This window comes from Dyadobacter beijingensis DSM 21582 (genome assembly GCF_000382205.1).
Lineage (GTDB): Bacteria > Bacteroidota > Bacteroidia > Cytophagales > Spirosomataceae > Dyadobacter > Dyadobacter beijingensis.
Window position 1 is genome coordinate 1,414,276 of record NZ_KB907786.1, and the last position, 26,116, is coordinate 1,440,391.

The 26,116-nt window shown below is 54.1% G+C and carries 18 protein-coding genes and 1 pseudogene; 13 read left to right on the plus strand and 6 right to left on the minus strand.

Annotated features, from left to right (window positions below; all coding sequences use genetic code 11):
• Positions 1 to 18: 18 nt before the first annotated feature.
• From H144_RS0105840 to H144_RS0105880, 9 genes and pseudogenes are all read left to right on the plus strand, one after another.
• On the plus strand, positions 19 to 1,125 hold the full coding sequence (locus H144_RS0105840) for an ABC transporter permease (protein WP_211220676.1): 1,107 nt from the start codon (positions 19 to 21) through the stop codon (positions 1,123 to 1,125).
• Between the two features lies 1 nt (position 1,126).
• A complete protein-coding gene (locus H144_RS0105845; protein WP_019941112.1) occupies positions 1,127 to 1,573 on the plus strand; it encodes a hypothetical protein in 447 nt (148 codons plus the stop codon).
• Between the two features lie 33 nt (positions 1,574 to 1,606).
• Complete coding sequence (locus tag H144_RS0105850; protein ID WP_019941113.1) at positions 1,607 to 4,153, plus strand: zinc-dependent metalloprotease; 2,547 nt, start codon at positions 1,607 to 1,609, stop codon at positions 4,151 to 4,153.
• 362 nt (positions 4,154 to 4,515) lie between these two features.
• Complete coding sequence (locus H144_RS0105855) at positions 4,516 to 4,722, plus strand: hypothetical protein (protein WP_019941114.1); 207 nt, start codon at positions 4,516 to 4,518, stop codon at positions 4,720 to 4,722.
• Between the two features lie 338 nt (positions 4,723 to 5,060).
• Positions 5,061 to 6,374, plus strand: a complete 1,314-nt coding sequence (locus tag H144_RS0105860; protein WP_019941115.1) for a sensor histidine kinase — start codon at positions 5,061 to 5,063, stop codon at positions 6,372 to 6,374.
• Positions 6,375 to 6,458: 84 nt separating this feature from the next.
• Positions 6,459 to 7,109: a response regulator gene (locus tag H144_RS0105865; protein WP_019941116.1), complete on the plus strand. Its 651-nt coding sequence runs from the start codon at positions 6,459 to 6,461 to the stop codon at positions 7,107 to 7,109.
• A 435-nt stretch (positions 7,110 to 7,544) separates the two neighbouring features.
• Positions 7,545 to 10,513, plus strand: a pseudogene (locus H144_RS32955) (glycosyltransferase family 117 protein).
• Between the two features lie 201 nt (positions 10,514 to 10,714).
• Positions 10,715 to 12,688 carry a CotH kinase family protein gene (locus H144_RS0105875; protein WP_084599912.1) on the plus strand — a complete coding sequence of 658 codons (1,974 nt, stop codon included), beginning with the start codon at positions 10,715 to 10,717 and terminating at the stop codon, positions 12,686 to 12,688.
• A 229-nt stretch (positions 12,689 to 12,917) separates the two neighbouring features.
• Positions 12,918 to 14,177 carry an ankyrin repeat domain-containing protein gene (locus tag H144_RS0105880; protein ID WP_019941118.1) on the plus strand — a complete coding sequence of 420 codons (1,260 nt, stop codon included), beginning with the start codon at positions 12,918 to 12,920 and terminating at the stop codon, positions 14,175 to 14,177.
• An 85-nt stretch (positions 14,178 to 14,262) separates the two neighbouring features.
• On the opposite strand, the gene H144_RS0105885 is transcribed toward H144_RS0105880, so the two are convergent.
• Together H144_RS0105885 and H144_RS33180 are read right to left on the minus strand one after the other, a co-directional pair.
• Complete coding sequence (locus H144_RS0105885; protein WP_026350450.1) at positions 14,263 to 15,855, minus strand: DUF4394 domain-containing protein; 1,593 nt, start codon at positions 15,853 to 15,855, stop codon at positions 14,263 to 14,265.
• Between the two features lie 201 nt (positions 15,856 to 16,056).
• Entirely contained in the window at positions 16,057 to 21,120 is a 5,064-nt protein-coding gene (locus H144_RS33180; RefSeq protein ID WP_019941120.1) for an ExeM/NucH family extracellular endonuclease, read from the minus strand.
• A gap of 421 nt (positions 21,121 to 21,541) precedes the next feature.
• Here H144_RS33180 and H144_RS0105895 point away from each other — a divergent pair, with 421 nt between their 5' ends.
• A complete protein-coding gene (locus tag H144_RS0105895) occupies positions 21,542 to 22,489 on the plus strand; it encodes a hypothetical protein (RefSeq protein ID WP_051100045.1) in 948 nt (315 codons plus the stop codon).
• On the opposite strand, the gene H144_RS0105900 is transcribed toward H144_RS0105895, so the two are convergent.
• The gene (locus tag H144_RS0105900; protein WP_019941123.1) at positions 22,461 to 22,859 is read right to left on the minus strand and encodes a winged helix-turn-helix transcriptional regulator; all 399 of its coding nucleotides are present in this window, start codon (positions 22,857 to 22,859) and stop codon (positions 22,461 to 22,463) included. The genes H144_RS0105895 and H144_RS0105900 overlap by 29 nt on opposite strands.
• Positions 22,860 to 22,958: 99 nt before the next feature.
• On the opposite strand from H144_RS0105900, the gene H144_RS0105905 reads away from it, so the two are divergent.
• On the plus strand, positions 22,959 to 23,330 hold the full coding sequence (locus H144_RS0105905) for a DoxX family protein (RefSeq protein WP_229207844.1): 372 nt from the start codon (positions 22,959 to 22,961) through the stop codon (positions 23,328 to 23,330).
• 1 nt (position 23,331) lies between these two features.
• On the opposite strand, the gene H144_RS34225 is transcribed toward H144_RS0105905, so the two are convergent.
• Complete coding sequence (locus H144_RS34225) at positions 23,332 to 23,490, minus strand: hypothetical protein (RefSeq protein WP_157504463.1); 159 nt, start codon at positions 23,488 to 23,490, stop codon at positions 23,332 to 23,334.
• Positions 23,450 to 24,226, minus strand: coding sequence for a DUF899 domain-containing protein (locus H144_RS0105910; RefSeq protein ID WP_019941125.1), 777 nt, complete (start codon positions 24,224 to 24,226; stop codon positions 23,450 to 23,452). Before H144_RS0105910 ends, H144_RS34225 begins: the two co-directional genes overlap by 41 nt.
• A gap of 216 nt (positions 24,227 to 24,442) precedes the next feature.
• Here H144_RS0105910 and H144_RS34230 point away from each other — a divergent pair, with 216 nt between their 5' ends.
• On the plus strand, positions 24,443 to 25,054 hold the full coding sequence (locus H144_RS34230) for a KAR9 family protein (protein ID WP_157504465.1): 612 nt from the start codon (positions 24,443 to 24,445) through the stop codon (positions 25,052 to 25,054).
• A gap of 85 nt (positions 25,055 to 25,139) precedes the next feature.
• Entirely contained in the window at positions 25,140 to 25,334 is a 195-nt protein-coding gene (locus tag H144_RS31475; protein WP_033402456.1) for a hypothetical protein, read from the plus strand.
• A 31-nt stretch (positions 25,335 to 25,365) separates the two neighbouring features.
• Here the strand turns inward: H144_RS31475 and H144_RS0105930 are convergent, their stop codons facing one another.
• Positions 25,366 to 25,749, minus strand: coding sequence for a hypothetical protein (locus H144_RS0105930; RefSeq protein ID WP_157504467.1), 384 nt, complete (start codon positions 25,747 to 25,749; stop codon positions 25,366 to 25,368).
• Positions 25,750 to 26,116 lie beyond the last annotated feature (367 nt).

The following is a 26,116-nucleotide window of genomic DNA, read 5'->3' on the forward strand; positions in this document are numbered from 1 at the left end:
AACCCATTGTCCCTTGCATTGAACCTGATACTCATTGCATTTGGCACGGGCATGCTGGCAATGCTGCTGCTCGGCGTGAGCCAGGTAGGCGACCGCCTGCGCGACAATGCGAGGGGTGTGGATCTGGTGGTGGGAGCGAAGGGAAGCCCGTTACAATTGATACTCAGCAGCATTTACTTTATTGATTTTCCAACCGGCAACATCAGTGAGCAGGACGCCCGGATGCTGGCGGCGAACCCGATGGTGAAAAAGGCGGTACCGCTTGCATTGGGCGATAATTATGCCGGCTTCCGCATTGTGGGGACCGATACCGGTTACGTGAGCCTGCACGGCCTCGAACTGGCCGCGGGGCGCTTCTGGTCGGAGGATTTTGAAATCGTGATCGGGGCGGAGGTGGCGCGGGTACAGCATTTGAAGCCCGGAGACCGGGTGTATGGCTCACACGGGCTTGCATCGCAGCAGGATGTGCACGAAGACCATCCCTACATCGTGAGCGGTGTTTTAAAAAAGAAGGGGAGCGTAGCCGATAACCTGGTACTTACCAGCCTGCTGAGCATCTGGGAGATGCACGGGGCGGAGGAAGCCCGGGAAATTACGGCTATGCTCGTGCAGTACCGTTCGCGCCTGGCGATGGTGGCTTTGCCGGCGATGGTCAACCGGTCGACGGGCATGCAGGCGGCATCGCCGGCCAAGGAAAGCGCGCGGTTGTTCGCATTGATTGGCGTGGGTGTGGACACGGTGCGGTGGCTGGCCATTGCATTGATGCTGCTGGCCGGGGTAAGCGTATTCGTGAGCCTCTACAACTCCCTGCGCGAGCGGGTGTACGACCTCGCGGTGATGCGCGTCATGGGCGCGTCGCGGAGGGCGATATGGGGCATGATCATTGTGGAAGGCATGCTGCTGACCACCACAGGCTCGCTGGCGGGCATATTGCTCGGGCACGCGGCCATTCATGGGATCGGTTACTGGCAGGGCTCACCGCAGGCACGGCTGGACGGCCTCGTGTTTTTGCCGCAGGAAAGCTGGCTGCTCGTGGCTGGGATGGGCATTGGGCTGGCAGCCGCGATTTTACCGGCCGTACAGGCCTACCGGACGGACATTTCTCAAACCATGTCGAAAATTTAAAATGAATTGTATCAAAAAATGGCTGTTGTTGATTTTCTTGCTGTCGGGATACGCCGGTTTGGCCCAGCCGCCGGCGCATATCCCGCTGATGAACAGCACCTGGAAGCTCATCGGTCAACGTACCTATCAAAAAAACGCCGCGTTTAAGATGGTCCCTGCATTTCCGGCACCGCTGGAAGCCATGCAGAACAAGACCGTCGAGCTGCCCGGCTACATAATCCCGATCAATGCCGACCTGAACCACAAGGAGTTTATGCTCGCCGTGGTGCCGATGGACCAATGCCCCTATTGCGGGCAGGGGGACATTCCGTCGATGGTGGAGGTGAAAATGATAAAGGAAATCGGCTATTCCGACAAGCCGGTAAAGATCAGGGGTAAGCTAATGCTCAATAAAACAGGCGATTACCGCTCGGAGGTGTTTTTGCTGCAAGCGGAACAAGTGAAGTAGTATTTAAAATCAATCATCCATAACCCGAAGTCTATGAAGTTGAGATTTTATGCATTGGCTGTCCTGATGGCGGCTGGTTCCGTCGGTTTTGCCCAGAATCCGGGCGGCGGACAGGGCGGAAGAACTGCCGCTCCCGCCACGAGCATTGCCTCGGCCACGCAGGGCATGAAAAAGTACGAGGGCTTTTTCAATTTTTACTATGATGAAAAAAGCGGCAGGGTACTGCTGGAAGTGGACAAGCTCGACATGGAGTTCCTCTATTTCGCGTCGCTTTCGGAGGGCGTGGGCAATGGCGGCCCCGAACGTGGGCAGGCCAGTTCCGCGTTGGCCAAATTCATCAAGTCGGGGCCGAAAGTGCTGCTCGTGGAGCCGGTGACCAACTACCGGGCCATCACGCAGAATGCCGACGAAAAAAGGGCCGTGGAGAACGCGTTCGCCAAATCGGTCATTTTCGGCTTCGCGCCGGTGGCTGTCGAAGGGGAGAAGTTCCTGATCGACCTCACGCCATTTATTATACGCGATAGCCAGAACATCGCCGCTCGCCTGGGCGTACGTCGCGTGAGCGGGCCTGTGAGCGTGGCGCAGCCGTCGGGTGGGGGCGGGAGCTACCGGCTCGATGAAACCCGTTCGGTGGTATACCTCGATAACACGAAGAACTTTCCAAAGAATACCGAGTTTGAAGCGTTGGTGACATTCATCGGTGGCTCACCGAATGTGAACCGCTTCGGCGGGGGAGGTGGTGGCCTGGCGCCCGATCCCGGTGCGGTGACGATCAACATGCACCAGTCGTTCGTAGAGTTGCCGGATGGGAACTACAAGCCGCGTCGTTTCGATCCGCGTTCGGCATTCGGGCTATTCAGCTACATGGATTTCTCGGCGCCGATGACCGAGCCGATCGTGAAGCGCTTCATCCGCCGGCATCGTTTGGAAAAGAAAAACCCCGGCAATGCACCCAGCGAGGCCGTGAAGCCCATTGTCTACTATATCGACCGCGGGGCGCCCGAGCCGGTGAAATCCGCGCTCATCGAAGGCGGGGCTTACTGGAACGAGGCGTTCGAGGCGGCGGGTTACAAGAATGCATTCCAGGTGAAGGAATTGCCGGAAGGGGCTGATCCTATGGATATTCGGTACAATGTCGTGAACTGGATCAACCGGACCGGCGCGCCGCGGGGCTTCTCCTCAGGTGCCTCGTATATTGACCCCCGCACCGGTGAGATCATCAAGGGCGTGGTCACGCTCGGCTCCGACCGTCATCGCCAGGATTACCTCATTGCCGAAGGCCTTTTGCAGCCTTATGAAGACGGCAAGAAGACGACCAATGCCATGCAGGAGCTCGCACTGGCGCGGGTAAGGCAGCTTTCGGCCCACGAGATCGGGCATACGCTTGGTTTTAACCACAATTTCGCGGCGAGCCCGAAAGACCGCGGCTCGGTCATGGACTATCCGTTTCCCCGTTTCTCCATGAAAGCCGACGGCACCATCGATATTTCGGACGCCTATGGCAAAGGCATCGGGGCCTGGGACAAGCGCGCCGTGATGTGGGGCTACACCGAATTCGGGAAGGGCGCCGACGAAGAGGCCGGTTTAGAGAAAATTATGCAGGAAACACTCAAACAGGGCTTTTTGTACATTCCGGACATTGGCGGTAATGCGCACCCTACCTCGCACCAGTGGGACGATGGCGCAAACCCGATCGACCAGATGACGAATATCATGGCCGTTCGCCGGAAAGTGCTGGATAATTTCTCGGAGAAAGCCATACAGAAGGGCGAACCGATGGCGACGATCGAAGAGGTACTGGTGCCGATTTACCTGCTTCACCGCTACCAGGTGGAAGCTGTGGCCAAATCCGTGGGCGGGCTGTATTTTACCCACGCCGTGAAAAACGACGGCCAGGTGACCACCCGCATGGTGGAGCCGAAAGAGCAATGGCGTGCCCTGGAATCTTTGCTGGGTACTATTTCGCCCGATGCCCTGGCGTTGCCCGAAGCATTGATCAGCAAAATCCCGCCGCGGCCGAGCGGGTATCCGGCCAGCCTGGAAACTTTTACGGGCCATACCGGCCCGACGTTCGACCCGATTGCCGCCGCCGAAACCGCCGCGGGAACTACCCTGTCGTACCTGCTCAATCCCGAGCGCGCCGCGCGGCTCGTGGAGTACAATGCGCGTGACGCGAAGCAGCCGGGACTGATGCCGGTGATCGACAAATTGTTTGAAAAAACGTGGAAATCGGCGCCGTTGACGGGTTACAAGGGTGAGTTGCAAACACTGGTCAATAACCTTTCGCTGAAATACCTGCTTATGCTCGCCGCCGACCCCAAAGCGCCTGAAAATGTGCGCGGGGAGGCATTGCTGAAAGTAGGCGAGCTGAGCGAATGGCTGAAAGCGCAGCTGGCTTCGGCTGCGCCCAAGCAGAAGGCAAACATGCTCTTCGGACTGGCGCAAATCGATGAATTTGGTAAAAATCCGATCAAGTTCGAGCCCGGTTCGGTGCTGGATATGCCGCCGGGTGCGCCGATCATGGGCCATATGGATTTCATGGGCTGCTCGCAGACGCATTCGGGCGAAACATTCGAATAGTACTATTGCGAATTTGTGCCGGTCGGGCCGGGGCAGGACATTCCTGTTCCGGCCCGACTTGTTTTTGCGCGGCTACGGCCGCATCGAAGCTTTGTCCACTGCCCGCATCAAAAACCATAGAAATGCCCGGTAGCGGCCTTTGGATGGGCTTTTGTAGTAAAAATTTAGTGGCCACTGAAGGGATTTGATAGGGCCTGATCGTCTCCCCATGAAGGCCTCATTACACCCTCAAATTCAGCGTTCTCACCCCAAAAACCAGAACTGATCGTCCGGAAAGGTTTATACTTGCAGAGTGATACAAAAATCGCGCACTTGATTGAGTATCAGAATAGTTCTTTCTTTGTAAAAATATAAATCCTCTCATGAAGACGCAAAGCAAATATTTGGAAGAGATCAACCGTCTATTGGCTGATTACCTTCTTGAAATTGAAAAATCAGATCTAAAACCCCTATCAGCGCAGGTTTATCAGGTTCAGTCAAAAAATTTCGTGCGGTGGATCAATGGAGAGTTTACACCGGGCGAAGTGAAAAAGTCCAAAAAGCAAACACAGGACAAAACCGGGAAGTAAGCATCCTGATCCGGTCCGTTGTCATACTTTCGTTACCACTACTACGTTTCTCCCCTCTGTATACAAAAAACACCTTCGCGGTAAAACCGGAAGGTGTAAGTTATACTCAACGTTTATTAACGTACTTCTACGTTCAAGTCTGGTGATCCTGCTGCCATCCCACTAAGCCTCACGTGCAGAATGTTACAAATTTAGCATTGGCATGAAAAAGCCATTGTAGTTTGCTATTGTTTTGCTTGTGGCAATTTCTCTACATTATCTGTTGCGTTTTTTAGGTAGATTTGGGTCTTGTCGATGTCATTTGTCCCCGTCTTTTGAATCGACCTAAATCTGAATACATGATTCGAACGTTTCTGGAATGGCCTGTGCGTAAGCAATTAAAGGATGAACCGACTATCCTCAACCGGGCTCGCATCAAAGTTCTTTCTTACGCACTACACCTCAAAATACTTACAACCGCGCTCCTGTTGATATTCTACATCTTGGAGAATTATCAGTTGCAGGCGATCCGTTCGGGCATTTTGCTCGGCATCATCCTGATCTATTACGTCGCCATCTCGACCGGCTATCAGTGGCGGAAGGCTGTTCACGCGGCCATGCTGATTTACCTGGTCATTATCGGGACGAACCTTTACTTTTTTCAGAACGGGTTCGACCTGGTTACCCTGCAATACGTGGTCATTATCAGCGTCGCGGCTTTTTATGGATTAGGCAACCGGTGGGGTATTATTTATTCAACGATCGCGATCGTGCCGTTCATTTTGTTCGTGCTGCTGGGACATCATCTGGGCGCGTACATTTCCTGGGGGCCGGAAGGGTCGGGCAGGATTACGATTTCGATCCTGATGTTCCAGAATTTTACGATGCTCGTACTGATCAACTACTTTTTTTTCAGCTCTTTCTACGACACGATCAGCGATCTCGACGCCCGCACGGGCGAGCTGCGGCATAGCCTCGTGAACCTGGAAGAATCCCGCCGGAAGCTGGAAACGGAATACGTCCATCAGAAACACCTCATCGCCAGCATTTCGCACGATATCAAAAGCCCGCTGCGCTTCCTGATGACCACCACCGGCCGCCTGGCCCGTAACCATCCCGACCTGTCGACCGTGCGGGCGATCAGCCAGTCGAGCTACCGGCTTTACCATTTCATGAAGAACCTGCTGGAATATACCGAGTTCCGGTACAAGAATGCCGGCGTGCAGTTTACTTACCTGGATGTCAACGAGATGGTCGCGCAGAAATTCGCGATTTTCATCCAGGATGCGGAAGTGAATGCCAACCGGTTCGTCAACGCGGTTCCCCCGGGCGTGATTGTGAAAAACAACCAGCAGCTCGTCGGTATTATCCTGCATAACCTCATTGACAATGCGAATAAAGCGACAAACGGCGGGACCATCAGCGTGACGCACGAGGACCATCGGGGAGAGCTGCACCTGATCGTTAACGACACGGGACCGGGTATGGACGCCTCCGTCCGCGACTGGATCAACAGCGACAGCCGGGAGCTGCCCGGTTCGGGAAATGCAGCACAGAACTTCGGAATGGGATTGTTGATCGTGAAAGAGATCAGTACACTCATCAGGGCACGATTATTGGCGGAACCCAACTCACCCACGGGAACGTCCGTTCACATTATATTTGCAAAATAAATTGACATGTAGTCATTTTTCTACACAATTTTTCATTTATATTAAACTACTTTTAAAACTGATTTGAAGTAACAGGCATTTTGAATGAAAACAGTTTTGCTGGTAGAAGACCATTCCATTGTGCGAATGGGTGTAAAGTTGTTAATTGAAGATTTTTTACCCTCAGTATCGGTGATAGAGGCCGCTACTTTTAGCGAAACCCTCAAACTTCTTCAATCAAGATTTTTCGACCTCGTTATCCTGGATATCAAAATCCCGGGCGGGGAGGCATTTAATATGATCAGTAAGATCCGCGACATTCAGAACAAGGTGAAAATCCTGATCTTTTCGTCACAGGATGAGGAATTATACGCTATACATTACGTGAAGGCAGGTGCGAACGGGTACCTGCCGAAAGACACTTCCAACGAGGAGCTGGAAAAAGCGATCACTTCCGTGCTGGCAGGCGGGACCTACATAAGCAATGTGATCCAGGACCAGCTCGTGAACAACACCCTGCTCGAACGCGAAAGCAAGGAAAGCCCGCTCGAAATTCTCTCCAACCGCGAGCTGGAAATCATGGATATGCTGCTCACCGGGAAATGGACTAAAGACATCGCGATCGACCTTAATATCAAAGAAAGTACCGTATCCACGTACAAGGCCCGAATCTTCGAAAAGCTCGAAGTGACCAATATTCTGGAACTTTTCAAGAAGGTGGAAATATACAAGCGGCGGAAGGCGGGCGCCAGCTAAATCAAGTTCTATGGAAGTTGTACTATAATCGTGTCGAATTGCTACTAATATTCGTCGATATATTCGGAAACTACAATTTAATTCAGGCTACTTCCTATTTTCCTTTGATTTTATAACTTTGCTGATGGAAACTACAACTTCGTGTTGGTAGTCAGTTTTCCTCTGTCACAAATGAAAAATTGAAGAATGGAAAGATCGGTACAACTTTCAAAATCTGAATTGCCGTTTCTGGGTGGTGTGGTCATTACTATTACTGCCGGAGCAATTCTCTGGACCTCCTTGTTTTATTGCCTGTCACTCATTTTCTGAGCCGTTTGTTAAATTAAGTTAAAGCCTGATTGTCAAGGGCTTTCATTAACTTTTTTTAAGATTACGGGTTTCCGGCACCCCGTCGTGTTGAATAGTTTTGGGTTCTCATCCAAAACACCTTCAAACATGATATCCTTCAAAAAATGGAACGATGTGGCGGCCTGGGCGGTATTTGGCGTCAGCCTGGCCACCTACATCCTTACCATGGAGCGGACCGCCAGCTTCTGGGATTGCGGGGAGTTTATCGCCTGCGCATTCAAATTACAGGTCCCGCACCCGCCCGGCGCACCGCTTTTTCTGCTGATCGGCCGGCTCTTTTCGCTGCTCGCCCTGGGCGATGTGATGAAAGTCGCTTACTGGGTCAATATGGTCTCCGTATTGAGCAGCGCATTCACGATTTTCTTTCTGTTCAAAACCATTAGTCTCCTGACCTGGAAGCTGACCGGCAAGCAGGAGAGGGAAGCAACGATCGCCGACACGCTGCTCGTCACCGGTGCGGCCGTCGTGGGTGCGCTCGCGTACGCGTGGTCCGATTCGTTCTGGTTTTCGGCCGTGGAAGCAGAGGTGTACGGGCTGTCGTCCTTCTTTACGGCTATCGTGATCTGGGCGGTATTTAAATGGGAAACCATCGAAGACCCGGCTTCGGGCAACCGCTGGCTGATCCTGACTGCCTACCTGGTTGGGTTATCTATCGGTGTTCACTTGCTGAACCTCGTAACCATCCCCGCCCTGGCATTGGTATATTATTTTAAAAAATACCCCCAGCCGGGCTTCTGGGGCGCCTCTACGGCATTCCTGACAGGCTTGCTTATCCTTGCCGTCATCCATGTGGGCATTATCCCTGGCCTGCCGGAAATGGCGGCGAAATTCGAGATCTTTTTCGTGAGTTCACTCGGGTTGCCTTACAACACCGGCATTGTATTTTTTACCGTCCTTTTTCTCGGCGGGCTGATAGGGGGCATCCGTTATTCGCACCGTTCAAACCGGGCGCTGCTGAACACCGGGCTGCTCTCACTTGCGTTTATCCTTATAGGTTACGCCTCCTATTCACTCGTTCTGGTGCGTTCAGGCTACAAAACGCCTATTAATGAGAACAATCCGAGCGATGTCCTCCGATTTGTATATTATTTGAAACGGGAGCAGTACGAGAGCCGGCCGCTGCTGTACGGCCCTTCTTTCGTGTCGCGGCCCGTCAGCCAGAAACGCGGGGCGCCGGTTTATGCCAAAAAAGACGGTAAGTATGTACTGATCGACTACAAACCGATTTACGAATACGAGCCCGGAAGCAATATGCTGCTGCCGCGTATGTACAGCTCCCAGCCGGGCCACCCGAAGCGCTATCAGGAAATGACCGGCCTCGCCGAAGGCGAAAAACCAACCCTAAGGCACAACCTGTCGTACATGTTCTCGCACCAGTTCGGACATATGTACTGGCGCTATTTCCTTTGGAATTTCGTCGGGCGGGAGAGCGACCAGGAGGGTGCGGGCGTGGTGCTGCCCTGGCAGGCGGCAGGCGCGTTCCCCAAGCGTATCGGGCAAAACCGCGGGCATAACAACTTCCTCATGCTGCCGTTCCTGCTGGGCCTGGCGGGGATCGTTTATATGTATTACTATCGGCGCAAAGACCTGTTGGTGCTGGGAATGCTGTTTGTGCTGACGGGCATTGCATTGGTATTTTACCTCAACTCGCCGCCTACGGAACCGCGCGAGCGCGATTACATTTATGTAGGCTCATTCTATATTTTCTGCGTCTGGATCGGTTTCGGGGTACTGGCTGCGGCGAAGTTCCTGGAAAAGCTCGTGCAGCAACCGGCATTGCGGGCAGGCGTGGCGGGGATAGCCTGCCTTTCGGTACCGGCGATCATGGTGGCGCGCGGGTGGGACAACCACGACCGCACCGACCGCTTTCATTCCGTGGATTTTGCCCGTAACATCCTCAATTCCTGCGCGCCGAACGCGATTCTCTTTACCGGCGGCGACAATGATACCTTTCCCCTTTGGTACGTGCAGGAAGTGGAAGGCTTCCGCACCGACGTGCGCGTATGCGTGCAGACGTTCCTGGGCACGGACTGGTACATAGAACAGCTGAAACGGAAGATCAACCAGTCGGATGCATTGCCGCTATCGCTCGATTCGGGTAACTATCAGCTGGGTAAAAATGAATACCTGCCATTTTACGAAATCGCCTCCGTAAAAAACGGAATTAACCTGAAAGAATACCTGGAACTGATTCATCAGGACAACAAGGCGATCCAGGTGCCGCTTACGAGCGGGGATATGACGTCCATTCTGCCGGCTTCGATGCTTTTTTTACCCGTCGATACGCAGGATGTCAAAAAATTGAACATCGTTAAAAGTGACCTGCTGCCTTACCTGAGCGATTCCATGAGCTGGAAGATAGGCGAAACCGACCTGCTGAAAAGCGATCTCGTGATGCTGGATATTATTTCGAGCAATAACTGGAAGCGGCCCGTGTACTTCTCGTCGACTATGGGCTCATCGCACAACCTGGGATTGCAGGAATACCTGCAACTCGAAGGTTATGCCTATCGCCTGCTGCCCGTGCGCGTGCCGGGGCGTCGGACGGGTACGTGAATTCGGACATTATGTACGACAACCTGATGAACAAAATGTACTGGCGCGAAATGGACAACCCGAAAGTGTATTACGACGATACCTACCGCGGCTCGCCGGTGTTTACGGCACGGCTGTCGTTCCTGCGGCTGGCCCAGCAGCTCATCGCCGAAGGGAAGACGGATAAAGCGCGCCATGTCGTGAACAAGGCCATGGCCGTCATGCCCGACGATACGATCCCGTACGACCAGATTTCGGCAGGCTTCGTGGGGGCATTGTTTGATGTAGGCGAAAACCGGAAAGCGCTCGATTCGGCGCAGGCGATGGCGATCCGCTCGGACGAAAACCTGTCGTGGATCAAGGAAAAGAACGGCCAGCGGAACAGGGACGTGAATACGGACCTGTTTATCCTGCAAAGCATCTTCCGCGAATGCCGCCGGGCGAAGCAGGACCAGGCGGCCGACCGCTTCGAGGCAATTTTTAAAAAACACCTGCTCGCATTCAATATGTACGCCGGGTGACGGCCGTCGGGCAAAACGCTTCCTGCATGGCGGAAAGGGCGTCCTTGAACGAGCAGCCCGGCGCGTAAAATAAGTTGTGGTGCCTTTTAATAGGAATATTAATCAACTGAATATGAAGAAATTGTTAACTTTTTAATTTTATCATTCGGCGGGTTACAAAACTCCGCAAATGGTATGTGTATAAGTTAATCAAATTCATCTATGGCTCCTCGTTTACGTTTTTTCGCAACAAGTTGGGTTTGCCTTTTCACGATGCTGCTGCTGAGCAGAATGGGTTTTGCCCAGACTTCCGTTACTTCCAATTTACCGATCGTCGTCATCAACACCAGCGGCGCCACGATCCCCGACATCGACAAGATCCCCGCGACGATGAAGATCACCGCGGCGGGTGGCGGCGGACTGCACACATTCGACGCCAATTCCCCGTCGAATGTGTTCCAGTTTGAGCATACCATCGGGATCGAACTTCGGGGGAATACTTCCATTTACTGGCCCAAAAAGTCATACAGCGTAGAAACCACCAACGCCACGGGCGGCGGTGAGGACGTATCCGTACTAGGCATGCCCGCGGAGTCCGACTGGGTGCTGAATGCCTGCTACGGCGATAAATCGTTCATCCGCGACGTGTTCGCCCACGAAATGTACACGCGCACGGGCCGTTATTCGCCCAAGACGCGCTATGTGGAGGTATTTTTACAGGAAACAGGCGGCATGACCTACCAGGGTGTGTATATTTTGATGGAGAAGGTCAAAAGGGCATCGAGCCGTATCAATATCAAGAAACTGGCCGAGTCCGATACCGATCCCGCCAAAATCACAGGCGGTTACCTGTTGCAGGTATCGGAGGATGAAGACATGAAATGGACGTCGCAATACGCCGGCAACGATGCGCCCGCCCAGCCCAAGCCGTTTTTTCATGTAGAATACCCCAAGCTGCACAAATACACGAATACGGCCGTCCGCGATATGCAGTTCAACTATATCAAAGGCCGGATCGATAACTTCGAAAACGTGCTCGCGGGAGCGAACTATGCGGACGAGAACATTGGCTACCGTCCGCTGCTCGACGAGGATTCCTTCATCGATTATCTGCTATTGCAGGAGATTACGAAGAATTCGGACAACTGGCGGGCGAGTACGTTCTTTTACAAACAGCGTGATGACGAAGGCGGACAGATTGCGATGGGCGCTCCGTGGGATTTCGATAAGTCGATGGGAAACCAGCAATGGTGCTATGAGCTGTCGGTGCTGCCGACGGGCAGCTGGGCCTGGCAGTTCAATAACTACTGCCCGGACCGCCCGCCGATGACGGTTTTCTGGCCTGCCCGCCTGCTCACGGATTGCTACTTCAAGAACAAGCTGATCGTGCGGTATATGCAGCTCCGGCAGACGCAATGGAGCAATCAGTCCATTAGCAGTTTTATCGATCAGAAGCAGGCGGAACTGATCGGTCAGAATGCGATGCAGCGCAACTTTTCGCGCTGGAACATCCTGGAAACCGATGTAATGTTCAACCAGCATTATCCGCTGCCGGGTAATACCTACGCGAAGGAAGTGCAGTACCTGAAAACCTGGCTGGTAGACCATCTCAACTGGATGGACGCCAACATCGCGTCCATCTCCACGGTGGATTGCGGCCCGCTGCCCGTCACATTCAAAAGTTTTGAGGTAAAACCGGCTGAGCAATCGGCAGTGCGGGTGAGCTGGACCACCTCGGAAGAGCTGCGTAACGATCATTTTGAAGTGGAGAGAAGTGCAGACGCGCGCCGATTTGAAAGCCTGGGTATGGTGAAAGGCGAAGGGAACTCGTCCGTCGAACAGCGTTATGATTTTCTGGACGTTGCGCCTTTGCCGGGAACGAGCTATTACCGAATCAGGCAGGTCGATACGGATGGTACGGCCAGTTTCTCGTCCGTGAAATGGCTCACGCTGCCGGGCGCAATGGCCGTTGTGTTTCCCAACCCCGCACAGGATCAGATTGTTGTTAAAAATATACAGGTGGGGTCTATATTACTGATCACCGACAGCCGCGGGCAAATCGTCAAACGAGCGACGTCAGATGGCAAACAGGCCCGGCTGGCGACGGGTTCGCTGCATTCGGGAAGTTACGTGCTGACGGTAACGACGCCGGATGGGAAGGTGGACTTACAGAAACATTTTATCATCAACCGGTAAAGCGGCGTTTCCGGGTTGGCATTGCTTTTGGATAGTCAGGCAATAACAACCACGATGATGCTGAAACAATTTTGGTACAAAGGACGCGGGCCATGAAAGCTTCGGGAAAGAGGCTTTCATGGCCCGTATCTGTTATGCCGATAACTGGCCACGGATAATAACCGGATTTTGTATTTTATGCGAAAACTTTCTAATTGTCTCATGTTTCAGCCGCGAACAAACCGAACTTATGAACACTACCGATATCATCCCTCTCACATCCGATCCGACCCCCGAATATTACGAAAAAGAAGCTGCCCGGCTCGCCGACAGCTGCCGCTCCATTCACACCGACTCGACCAAATACATTCGCAAATACCACCCTGAACCCGAAAGGATTACGTTACTGAACAAGCCCGATACCAATTTCAGTCTCGACGATGCCCGGCTTGTGGTGGCCCGGGAGCACGGTTTTGCGGACTGGCCCGCATTCCTCCAGCACATGGCCGATCTGGAAGACGCCGGTTCGCCGGTAGCGATTTTCGAGTGCGCCGTGGAAGCTGTTGTCCACGGAGATGCGCCAGTATTAAAACAATTACTTCAAAATCACCCCGGCCTCGTGCACGAACGATCGTCACGTGGGCACAAGGCTACATTGTTGCATTATATTGCTGCAAACGGCGTCGAAAATTTCCGCCAGGTAACACCGGCCAACGCCGTAGAAATCGCGGAAATACTGCTCTCGGCAGGCGCCGTGCCGGATGCCCTGGCAGATACCTACGACACCAAATGGGGTACGACGCTGGATCTGCTTGTATCAAGTTCGCACCCGGCGCAAGCCGGCGTGCAAACGGCACTGGTCGAAAAGCTGCTCGATTACGGCGCGGCCGTCAACGGCGTCCGCAACGACGGTGCCCCGCTCGTCACGGCGATCTATTTCCACTATCCACCCAGTGCAGAAACACTCGTACGGCGTGGCGCACGGATTGATAATGTGGTTACCGCCGGTGCCATGGGCAAAACCGGTCAGCTGGCTGGTTACCTGGGCGAAGCCGGCAAGCTGAAACCCGGTGCCCCGCTGATCCATGTGGAATGGCTGCGCGTAGGCGCGACGCCCGAGGCCAACCTCGCATTGGCGTTCGTGTGGGCGGCCATGCTCAATCGCATTGAAACTGTCCATTTTTTGCTCGAAAGCGGCGTGAGTGCGGCCTCGAAAGATCACGGCGACTGGACCGCCTTGCATTGGGCGGGTTATTTCGGCTATCCCGAGGTCGTGGATTTGCTGCTTGCCTGTAAAGCCCCCCTCGAGGCCCGCAATGAATTCGGCGGTACGGTACTGGACCAGACGCTTTGGGCGACCGCGCACGAAGGCATCCGCCCGCATCATCTTCAGATAGTCCGGAAGCTGGTGGACGCCGGTGCCAAAATCCATACCTGGTGGCTGCTTGCCGACCTGCACCCGCCCTTGCACGAGAGCGTGGCGAAGATATTGCAGGAGAAGGTTTATTGAAACACCAGCACAGCCGCCCGGATCGCTCCGGACGGCTGTGCTGCTTTTGAAATGCATTGCATTCCCATCATCCACATTCAAGCCATTACAACCCAAACCCTAACGCCAGCCCTTTTACGGGGCCGCTGAATGGGAATTTGTGCGTGGCGGCGCCGGTGCCCAGGTCGATCGTGTAGAGGCTGGTGGTGCCTGCAACGGTGAGAAGGCCGTAGCCCTTGCCCGACTTGTTGCCGATGTCGAAGCCGATGCCCGGGTCGACGTCTGCGCCGAGCATTTTCGGATCTACGAGGATGCCGTTGTTCGGCGGGGTTTGTTTGTATAGTGTATTCGATTGACTATCAATGTCGAACAGCGTCGTGTTCGCTGCGACTACGCCGGGGTAGCTGTTCGTATAAGCCACGGCCGTCACAAACGGGGTAGGGCCTGCTACACCGATTTTGAGGGACTCGTCTACGATCGTCACGCCGTCGCCGACGTTGATGCGCAGGTTCTGGCCGTTGTCGCTCACCACGCGCAGGCGGTCGGCCGCGGGATTGAAATCGACGCCAAAATAGGTGCCGCTGAGCATTACCGGCGTATTGTCGGTGAGTTTCAGGCTTACCAGCTCGGTGGCGGCGCCGGTGCCGAGGTCGATGCCGTAGATTTTGCTGTTGCTGCCCAATGCATACAGGCGGCCGTTGGCAGGACGAATATCAATGCCTTGCAAAGTCACGCCGGGAATGGCCGGGATCATTTTGGAGCCATATTCGAATCCGGTTTCCGGGTTGAAAATTTTCAATGCGCCGGCATCGGTGAGCGCATAGGCAACGGGAAGCGGCGGAATGGCAATACCCGTCACATTCACATTGGCAGGCAGATCTCCCAATTTTTGCAGCTTCCCGGTGCCGAGGTCCACAAAGTCGAGCTCCCATTTGTCGCCGAACTTCACGGATGCGATCGGGTACACGTCGGCCGCATTCACGTCCGGCGAAATGTCGAACCCGCCTACTTCCTGGATGTTCAGACCCAGCGGACCTACCGCCAGCAAAGTTCCGGGGTTAGGCGGATTTTGTATGTATAGCATGTCGGTATTCGCGTCGATATCGTACAGTGTGGTGCCTGCGCCCATTGGTGCGGCAGTCACACCTGCGCGACTGTTGGTATAAGCCACGGCGCCGATCATCGGGTTGGCATAACCATTTAAAGGAGAGTCACCGGGTACGATTGCGCCGGTTTCGGGATGAAGACGAAGGTTCTGCGCCGAAGAGCTCACCACGCGGATGCGGTCTACCGTCGGATTGAAATCGAAGCCGATATGACCGCTCAATGTAGCAGCAATGGGGGCCATACCAATGCGTGTCGCCTTTCCTTCCTGGTCGCCGGCATTTACATTGACCTGATACAAATTATTCAGCGAGCCAATGGCATACAACTGGCCGGTAGCCGGGCGGAAATCGATGGCTTTCAGCATATCTCCCGGTTCAAGACCCATTACAGCGAATGAGCGCAAGGGGCTTGCGGTGTTCCTGATGTTGATCTCGTGCAGGCGGTTGTCGTCCGACAAGGCATAAAAAATCCTGTCGGGCAGCGACTGCCCTGTGGGCGGCACCCGGTGATCTTCGCAGGAAAGGAGCGAGATCGAAAGAAGTCCGGTCATGGCAATCAATGCTGACCGCAGGCATAGGTCGAGTAATTTCATAGGAACGCGTTTTAGTGATATAGTTGAACACAACCACATACGCTGTCCATTCCTGTTTGGATTAACTGGGGATATTAATTTTTAATTTAATTTTAATTCTAATTTAATCTTAATGATTAGGCAATCTGATCTTAATGAATAGCTAAAAAAGCAGGCGGCCCGGTGTACATCGGGCCGCCTGCAAATACTTGATTTTTAAGCCTATTGGACAAACACCTTCACGCTCGAAGACACATCAGGTGCTTTTCTCTCAATAACTAAATTATAAATCCCAGACACGGCCAGGCCTTTCACAGTTACTGAAAAAAGCCCTTCGCCGCTAACCGGTTTGATGACGACAGGAACCTGGATTCCCGCCGCATTGCACAACCGGAAGCTGGTGGCACCCGGAGCGGATACGGTGAAGCTGCCCGCATTCGGGTTGGGATACACATAGGCTAATGCATCCGCACCGGCGTTCACGCGCGCCGCCACGATACGGGAGAGCGTGGTCGAACCATCGAAATCGCGCTGGCGGAGGCGGTAGTAGTAAAGCACGCCGTGTTCCACATTGGAGTCAATCCAGGTATATTCCGAACGCACGGACGTCGTAGCATTACCTTCGACAAATGCGATCGTCGTGAAATTCTTTCCGTCGGCAGAGCGCAGGATATCGAAGCCTTCGTTCTGCTCTTCCCACGTCGTAGCCCATTCCAGCTTCACAAGGTCCTGGGCGGAAGTCGCATTGAAGGAAATGAGGCTTACCGGCAATGCTGGTTCCAGGTGCAGGCCTACGAGCACAGGATCGTGGTCGGACGCGCGGTACTGGTCGGCATTGTAGAAACTGGTCACTTGCCCGGCCGATTTGAACTCGGTATTGTAATCCAGCACGCTCGGTTCGTCGGCATTAATATGGTATTTATCGGCGCCGGTCACTTGCAGGGCCAGGGACGATGTGGCCAAAGCATGGTCGAGCGAGCCGGTGAAGCCGTCGAAAACATACGAGTAAGAAGTTGCCGGCAGCACGCTGTTGTAGCCTGCATTGGCGAGTACCGTCAAGGGATCTTCCTTGGCATAAGCATTCAAATCACCGAGAATGAGGTAGTCGGTATCGGTAGTGCCTGTCGGTTTCGTAGCGAGCCATGCCGCGAGGTCCTGTGCCTGGCGCACCCGCGTTCCGTTCGACTCGCCCTGGCCGTCGCCGGAGTCGGCATCACCCGCACCGCCAGCGCTCGAACTTTTGGATTTGAAATGGTTCACCACGACCGTGAATTTCTCGGTGCTGGAAACTTCGGTGAACGTCTGCGCGAGCGGCTTGCGGCCGGTTACGTCGAATGCCGTCTGACCGGCAGGATAGCCTGGGCTCGTTTGTCCGTAATGGTCGGGCATGGTCGCAGCCGCGCCGTCCGGGGTGACTTTGGCAGGTTTGTAGATAAGCCCTACCGTGATTTCGTCCGTCGCGATTGTTCCGGGGTTGACGAATGCGTACGTCCCGCTCACACCGGCACGTGCATTGAGGCCGTTTACCAGGTCCTGAATGGCACTGTTTGCGCCGTAGCCATCATTTTCCAATTCCATCAAACCGATCACATCGGCCTGCGACGTGTATAGTGCTTCGATCACCTTCGCTCTCTGGCGGGTAAATTCCGCCGGCGTGTCCGCACCGCGAGAGGTAGGGAAGCCGCCGCCCGTGCCATTGCCGTTGAAATAATTCAGCACGTTTGCACTCGCCACTTTCAAAGTAGCGGTAGCGCCGAGGCTCGGCGGTGTGGTAGGGCGCTCGTTGGCAGGGATGAAATTCACGCCCGCAGATGTCTGAATGCGATAACCTTCCAGACGCTCATCGAGGATACCGGTGACGCTGGTCAGCTGGTCGCCGCCGCGCAGGGTATTGGTAGCGCTCAAAGGATTGCCGCCGCGGCCGAAAATCACCGGATCGGGGTTTTGCGTCGCGCGGCCGTCGTCGAGGTAAATCTTACGTTTGGCGATATCGGCCAGGTAAGCCGAGTAACCAGCCACGCCCGGAGCATTGAACTGCGTGTATTGGTCAAGGCGGCCGTCTGTTCCGGCCAGGTTGCCCGGGCCATCAGCCGAGAGCACCACCTGCCCGTAACGGCCCAGCTGGAAATATTCGGTCACAAACAAGTTACCGCCCGTTGCACTGAGGTTTACCAGCATGCCCTCGTAGCGTTCGAGGTCGGTGGTGTTGGCCACGGGCAATGTCACGTTCGTCACGGCAGGCAATGGGGCGGTGCCCAGCTTTTCAAATGCCGAAATAGTTTTTAATTCCGTCAATGAAGTCGTAAACCCGCTGGTCGTGCTCACGAAATCGATCACCTCGCCGGAAATGCGGACGAGATCGCCCTGCGCCACCGGCACCACGCCTGCCGGATCGGCGGCTACATTATATACGAAAATACCCTCGGAAGTAGCCGGGTCGGTGTCCGCATCGGCATCTTCTTCCTGTACATAAAAGCCATTTAGGCCGGTAGAGCCTGTGAATGTGCGGGTTACCACCCCTTCGATCGTTTGCGGGCCGGTCAATGCCGCCGTGCTGCCCGAGCCCTGGATAGCATGGATTTTCGTTGCCACGAGTGGTGCATTACCCAAGGCAATGCGTTCGCTTCTGAATTTTTTGTAGTTCGATTGACCCAAGTCTTTTGCAATGGTACCGTCATTGTAAAAAATGTTGTCGCCATTGTCTACCAAAACCGGGATTTCGCTGTTTGCCGCCAATGTTGCCGGTAAATCAACGATCGATTCGAAGCTGCCCTGCGCATTCAGCGCCGTCAGGTTGGCGGAGCGGAGCACAGGTGCATCGGCGGGATTGCCTGTCCAGGTGAAGAAACGGAAGTCTTTGGGGGCGGTGCCGGTGGCGCCGTCCGCAGGTCCGGCAATGATGAGGTATTCACCGGATGCATTGCGTTTGATCTCCCGGATGCCGCGTCCGCCCAGGTCGAGTTGGATCGCCGTGCCGAATGTGGCCGGGCCGGTCGTCGGGTTTCCCGTGAAAAGCGAGGTCATATTCGTCCAGGGAACGATCAATGCCAGCGTCCGCGTGCTGGTAGATTGGTAAGGTGCGCGGAAGCCGATATAGCCTGTCACACCATCGGGGGCCACGGTGAGGCCTTCGATATTGAACCCGTCGAGGGCAGGATCTTCCGGGATTTTGCCGGTTACCGCACTTGCGCCAAGGCCTAATGCATTACCGTTAGCAGCATCCCAGGCCAGGAGGTCGGTTTTCAGGCCGTCGTAACGGCCTACGTATGATAATGTAGCCGCTGCGCCGCTGCCCGAGAGGTCGGTTGCGAAAATACGGCTGCGGTTGGGCCGGTTGTTGCCGCCCGATGCATTGCTATGTGATCCCAGCCAGTAAATGCGGTTGCCAATCATGAGGGACGATTCGATATCTACCTCACGTGGCGTTCCGCCGGACAGGTCCGTCAGCCCGAGCGAGCTCGTGTAGTCGAAACCGTTCACGGGCAAACCGGAATTCTGGCGGTTGTACAGTCTCAAAACCTGGTTTTCGTCATCCGCTACCAGCATATAATCAGTATCTACGGCCTGCGCGGTCGACGCGTCGCTCACCTGGGTATGGAAGCGCGTGTTCGCGGGCGTGCCCGACGCTGCAGATGCGGCGTAGGCGATCACATAGCTGCTGGTGAGGCTGCCATCGCTTACGGTGACGGTGATATTGGTATGCCCGACACCTGCCGGCGTGATTTTGAGGTTACGGCTGTCGGCATTGCCGGTCGTCATGGAGAGATTGGCATTCGGCACCACCGCTGCATTGCTGCTCGTAGCCGTTACGGTGAGTGACGAAGCGGCCGTTTCCACATCGCTCACATTGAATTCGATGCCCAGCGTGCGGGCAGGATCGGTAGGGTCGTTGATCACCCCGCTCACAAATGCCGCCACCGCGCCGGCAGGGCTGGTGTCGGGAATGGAAAGGTACGGCGTGGTACGGTCTGCGTCGATGACGGTCTCATTGTCGGCCGCAATCACCGGCGCATTCGCATTGGGCGCGCCGTCGTTGTCGGTGATGGCGATGGACTGGCTCACCGGCGATCCCGGCACAATGCCGGTAGTAGGGTCGGAAATGGTCAGAATGGCTGTTTCGAGGCTTTCTTCTTCACTGTCGTCGGCGATGGTGAAAGTTACCGAGCCGCTGGTGGTGCCGTCGGCAATGGTGATCGTGTTACCGGACAATACATAATCCGTCGCGGTAATGCCGGTTCCCGAAATAGCCAGGTTAACAGTCTGGTTGCCTGTCACGGCGGAAGATGCCCTGGCTGTAACCGTAATGACTGTCTGATCGGCTTCCGAACCCGCGTTGGCGCTCACTTCGAGGGTTACCGCGGGAAGTGTGGTGCAGGAGGTGAGTGCCGCATCAGTTCCGGAAATGGTCAGCCCCGCTGTGCCTGCGATGGGGTCGGAGGTATCGGTCGATCCGGTTGGCCAGGTACCGTCGTCGTCCGTGGCGCAGCCTACGACATTCCCGGAGGTGACGCTGCGTTGTTCGATGCGGCGCACGCCATTCGGGTTGTTGTTGGGGATAATGGCATTCCAGCCGCCGCCGGCAGTGGTGTAGCCCGGCACCACGCTGGCAATGGTGGTGCCGATCGATTCCGCGGGCGCAATGTAAAGCGGCCGGCCGGTCCCGGCGGTGTTATCGTAAATCGCGACGAGGTTTTTGCCCGTAGCGCCCGACGATTGCTCTTTCAGGAAGGAACCCGCATTGGCACCGGCGGCCGTGGCGTATTCCAGCACGCGGATCGACACGTCGAGCGCACGGCGCGAGAGGATTGTACCCGAAGTGTTGGCAATCACGATCGTAGGCAGAATAAGATTACCCGCCGTGAAGCGTGGATTACTGGTGTTGACAAAACCGAACCAGCCCGTATAATTTCCGCTGGCATCCGTGACAAACGACTCATAACCACCCGCGGTGGTCACGGCCGGGTTGGTGGTATAAGTGTAGGTTAACCCATCGGCGCTGATCAGCAGCGGGTTACCGGCCCCGGGATTGGTTCCGCCGAGATTGTCTGCAATGGCGGCCTGTGTGTAAAAGCGGTACGTGGTGGAAGGCGTCAGTCCGGTAACGGTAGCCCGGTACATCACGGGCAGGCGGGTGTTGTTCCCGCTCGACAGGAACTGGGGGGTGAGTACGGACACGAAGCCCGACTGGGTCAGGTTCTGGGCCTGGGTGACGGACGAAACCATAAGGCATAGCCAAAGCAGGGTCGTCTGTACGGGTTTGTACAAAATGGTAAAACGTTTCTTCATGTTTTAGAATGAACTGGGGAAAATTGAATAATAGCCGGAACGATGGGAGGGTTGCCAGTGTGGGGTGAAAATCAGGCTTCAAATTTCCTTCAAAACGGCTTAGCAGCCGGCCGGTAGCGGATCAACAATGTGTTATGAATGCGGCTGGTGACGAAACATTGGCTTAACCCTTTTGCCGGAGAAAAACTAAAATGTACCGCATGATGGTTAGTGAGCGGGAAAAATAACGGTCGCGTTACATTCAATTAATAATCAAATACTTAGTTTGAAAATCGGCTGGCATGTGCGCCGGATGGGATGATGCGGGTATTATTTAGAACTATACAGGTAAAATGATCTTACATGCCCCGATTGCTGGGCGACGTCGTTCAGAAAGTATATATTGGCATCTGTTTTCTCAACGATCTTTAACTCTTTACACATGCTAACATCTTCATTATCATTATTTAGGGCGGCTTTGGTCATTTCGCTGTCCATCGTAACCGGCAACATCACATTGGCTCAGGGCGCCATTGTACCGAATACCTACGAGCTCGTGCAGGACGGGGTCAACAACAGCTACCAGCTGCCGGTGCCGAAAGGCCCGACGTCCATTCCCCAGACGCTGACATTTTTTTACAACAAAAACGGCAGTACCGACGAAGGGATCTACTTCCTCCCCCTGAAAAAGGCGTTGACGGTTACATTCAGTTTCGACGATCAGCCCTATGTGAATGTGCCGCAGCATGTTACGGGGATGACTTTCGGTGCGGCCTCGGGTGCGAGCAGTACCCAGGTGCGCGCGGTGCCGGTCGTGAATACAAATTACTACTATGCGGATACGGCCAGGAAAATTTTTACGGCACATCCGCAAGGGCCTGCCGGAAAGGGAGTTAACCTGTTTATGAATGCCGGGTTGCAGGTGTTTCTCTCGGCTAAACCACTGCTGACTTCGAATGCGCCGAAAACCGATACAAGCCGCTATTATTATGGGAAGCTGCGGCTGCAATTCAGCCGGCCGGTCGACAATCCGGTCATTTCGCTCATTGGTCTGGGCGCGACGACCAATTTCGGCAACAAGCGTCTCGGCTTTGCCACTGAGCTCGAACTGCAGTCGCAGTCGCTCAAACTTACGCGCCTTTCCGGTAACGAGGATATGCAGATAGATATGACCGGAACGAAGATCCTGCACGCGAAAACGTCCATTACCGGCAATTGCGACAATGGCGCGGCCTGCGGAAGCGTGCTGATCAAAGGCTCGCAGATCAGCACGGTGGTATTTAACGTCTACCTGCGGCCAGACGGTGGGCCCGGGCTATGGGGCACGGAAAAGGTGAGCAATTCCGGCGATATGTGGCACATTACAGTGTCTCTTCCAGAGCAGCCGTAGCTGGCTCACCCTGCATGATGCGCTGCCGGTGCATTTCGCCCCATTCGATCAACGATTCGATCACGGGTGAAAGCGTGTCGCTGTATGGGGTCAGTTCATATTCAATGGATACGGGAAAATCGGTGTACACCTTTCTGGTGACGAACCCGTTGATTTCCAGTTCTTTCAATTCATTGGAAAGGACACGCGCCGAGATGCCGCTAATGGCCCGCTGGATCTCGTTGAAACGCCGCTTGCCATCCGAAAGGGCGATGATAATGCGCAGCCGCCATTTTCCTCCGATGACATATAACGCGTCGCCTGCCGCGTTCAACTTGCTGTAACACTGGGCGGTATCAGGCCTTGGGCCGTTATGGTTGGTGAATGCCATTTTGATTTTTGCTAACCAAAAGGTTATTGCTAACCTTTTGTATACTACTATCATTTGTATAGTAAAGGTAGCTAGTTTTGTCAAAAAATCAAAATGAATATGAAAGCTAAAAAAATCGCTGCAATCGTGGCTACCGCACTTGCCTCGGCAATGGCCGTGCTCAGCGGCATCATGAAACTGACCCGGGGGCCTGAGATCGTCGCCAAGCTGACAGAAGTAGGGGTTGGAGACTACCTGGTGCCCCTCGCCCTGATGGAAATCGGGTTTACAGCCCTCTTTATTTACCCGAAAACAATGAAAATCGGCTTCATCCTCCTGACCTGCTACTTCGCCGGCGCGCTCGCCACCGAACTATCCCATGGAACGCCCTTCAGCGCGGTCCTCCCGATGGCGCTCGTCTGGATCGCCGCGTTTCTGCGCGACCGGTCGATTTTTTTGCCGAATACCAGCGTATCAAATAGCATCAGCTGAACTAAGGCGTCGTAGCGGTGAAGAGGTTACGATAAATATCCCGAAGCGCTCTCAGCATGGCCAGGAGCGCTTCGAAGGTGCGGATGGTGGCGTATCGGAAGAGACGCGGGAGGCTGTTGCTAATGGCTGCAACACCCCGGATCGCCTTTGAAATCTTCATATTTGTCGTGATGGCGCATCCAGTCCATGATCCCGTCCTCGTTCCTGCCTTTGGGTGTCAGGTCGAGGAAGTTGTGTGCGCCGATAAGGATATCGCCGCCGCGGGCATAGGTGGAATAGGTGTGGAAAATGTTACCGGTCCGGTCCTTGTAAAACACGCTGGTACCCGGTGATTCGGTTCCTTCGTCGTGTTTGGAGTATTCAAAATTGTAATAAACCGTGCCATTTTTCAGCTGCTCGTTGGTGAACGAAACGTTGAAATCGTAGTTAAAATCACTGCCGAAAGACGATACCCACGTGAACTGCCAGCCCATACGCTTTTTGAATGCAAGCAGCTTATCCAGCGGTGCCCGCGAAACGACTACGACCGACACGTCATGGTGCTTCAAATGCAGATTGGGGCCGTCGATATGGTCGGCCATGAACGAGCACCCGGGGCACCCTTCTTCCCACTCAGGCGCGAACATGAAATGGTAGACGAGTAGCTGGCTTTTGCTATAGAAAAGATCCGGAAACCAGAGTTTCCCTTCTACTCCTTCAAATATGTAGGATTTATCGACCTTCACCCACGGAAGGTCGCGGCGCTGACGGCTCAATTCGTCGCTCAGGCGGGTGAGTTCTTTCTCTTTTTTGAGGAGATCTTTGCGCGCTTTTGTCCATTCTTCCTGCGAAACGATGCGATGTGTTGCGAGGCTTTCCTCCAATCTGTCGGCCATGGTGTCCAATTGCTTTTCCATTCCTTTCCGGATTTAGTTTATACAAATCTCATCAATAAATCAGGCAAATAGGATGTGTAAAAACGCCGATTTAGGGGGGTGTTTAAGCCAAATACGAACCACGGTCTACGGTCGCTGCCGATTTGAAAATTTAATGTTAAATGCGGGGCGCTGGTACGATTCTTTTTAATGTCTCACCTCATAATTGAAATGTTCATCAACTAAACATACATCATCATGAAAGCTTTGAAGTTGAATATCATTGCGTTAACGATCATCGGTTCATCTGCGGCATTTGCCCAGACGTCGACGCCTTCGACCTCGCCATCGGGCACCGTTCCCGGCAGCACGGTACCAAGTACCACGCAGCCATCGACCTATCCGAACAATACGACGCAACCGAAAACAGTCCCCGGCAGTACTGTGCAGCCGTCGGACCTCCCCGGTGCAGTAAGGCCGGGCAGCACGGTAACACAACCATCGCCGACAACGACGCCAAGCAACACTACGCAGCCCACGACAGTACCTTCGAGCACCGTGCCGGGCAGCGCAACGACACCTGGCAACACTACTACCCCAGGCAGCGTAACATCTCCTGGCTCAACCACTTCGCCATCGACCGTGCCGGTAACCCCGACAGACCCGACGAGCGTGCCAAGAACTACGCCGGGTAATATGCAACAGAGCACTAACCCGAATAACCGTAATGTCCCTAGGAGCACCGTTCCGGGAACGACTACCAACCCTAATTCGGTACCGCAAAGCACGACGATCCCGTCATCGACCGTGCCGGGCAGTACTACCACACCGAGTTCGGGTGGAACGGGTACAAGCATTCCCCGGAAATAATAGTCCTGGTATGGAAAATTCAGCGCCGGGTGTCTCAGGACGCCCGGCGCTTATTGAATCAATTCAAACTAAAAACAACCCAATCATGCCAAGCGTAACGAACCAAGATAAATCAGGCAGGCTGGAACCGGGGGTGGTGCTGGCGGTATCCGGGGCGGAATCTGAGAATGAGGCGATCCTGGTGATCGAGAATTATCTGAGGGCCAATCAGAAGGAACATCTCGAACTGGCGGTAACGGAGAGAGCAGAAGATGGTGTTTACCAGATCAGGTTGGAATAGGCAGTGGCAGGATTACTGAGCAACCGGAGCGTCACGAATTTCGATCGTCTTTCGGCGAAGATTCGGTCTGATCTTTTTCCTGATCCATCGCCTGGAATTCCTTGACGGGATTGAACCAGTTTGTGCCCGATACGTCGGCGATGGCAGAGACAATGCCGTTCCTTACTTCAACGAGTACTTTGGAGCTTTTTAACTGGTCCCAGCTGTCGACCTTGCATATCTGCATGCACCGAAAGAGAAACCTTCCCAGGTATGGCGCGTCGGAAGGCCCGCCGCCATACATGCCCGAAAGAAATGTTTTGTGGCCGCCAAATGTATACTTTACTCCTTTGAGGTTTAGTTCTAGTTCGGCGGTTACGTGATACTGCAAATGGCTGTAAATGTGTACCGCTTTGATTGTTCCGATTTCCATCATATACAATGTTGATGTTGAACGTATAGGCGCCAAAACCGTGCCACTGTTCCAGGTTTAATGATGATCTGACGTCGACTGGTTCAAACTAGCCGTTTGAACGGCAATATATACGTTTTGTCAAAATGAATGTAGTATTAATATGACGAATATTTTTGATTCCGCGCAAATTTCCGGCCCTGAATTGTTGAATATTTCGACATACTGTATCCGGCAAGCGGGCTGTGCCGGTTTTTTTTATGAGATTTTTGTAAAAAAATAGCATCCAAGAGAGTATCGAAACGAGGTTACAACGTCTTTAAATACAGATAGTTGTAGTGATCACCGTTTTCCAAGGCCACCATGAAAACACGCTTGTTTGCTATTATCA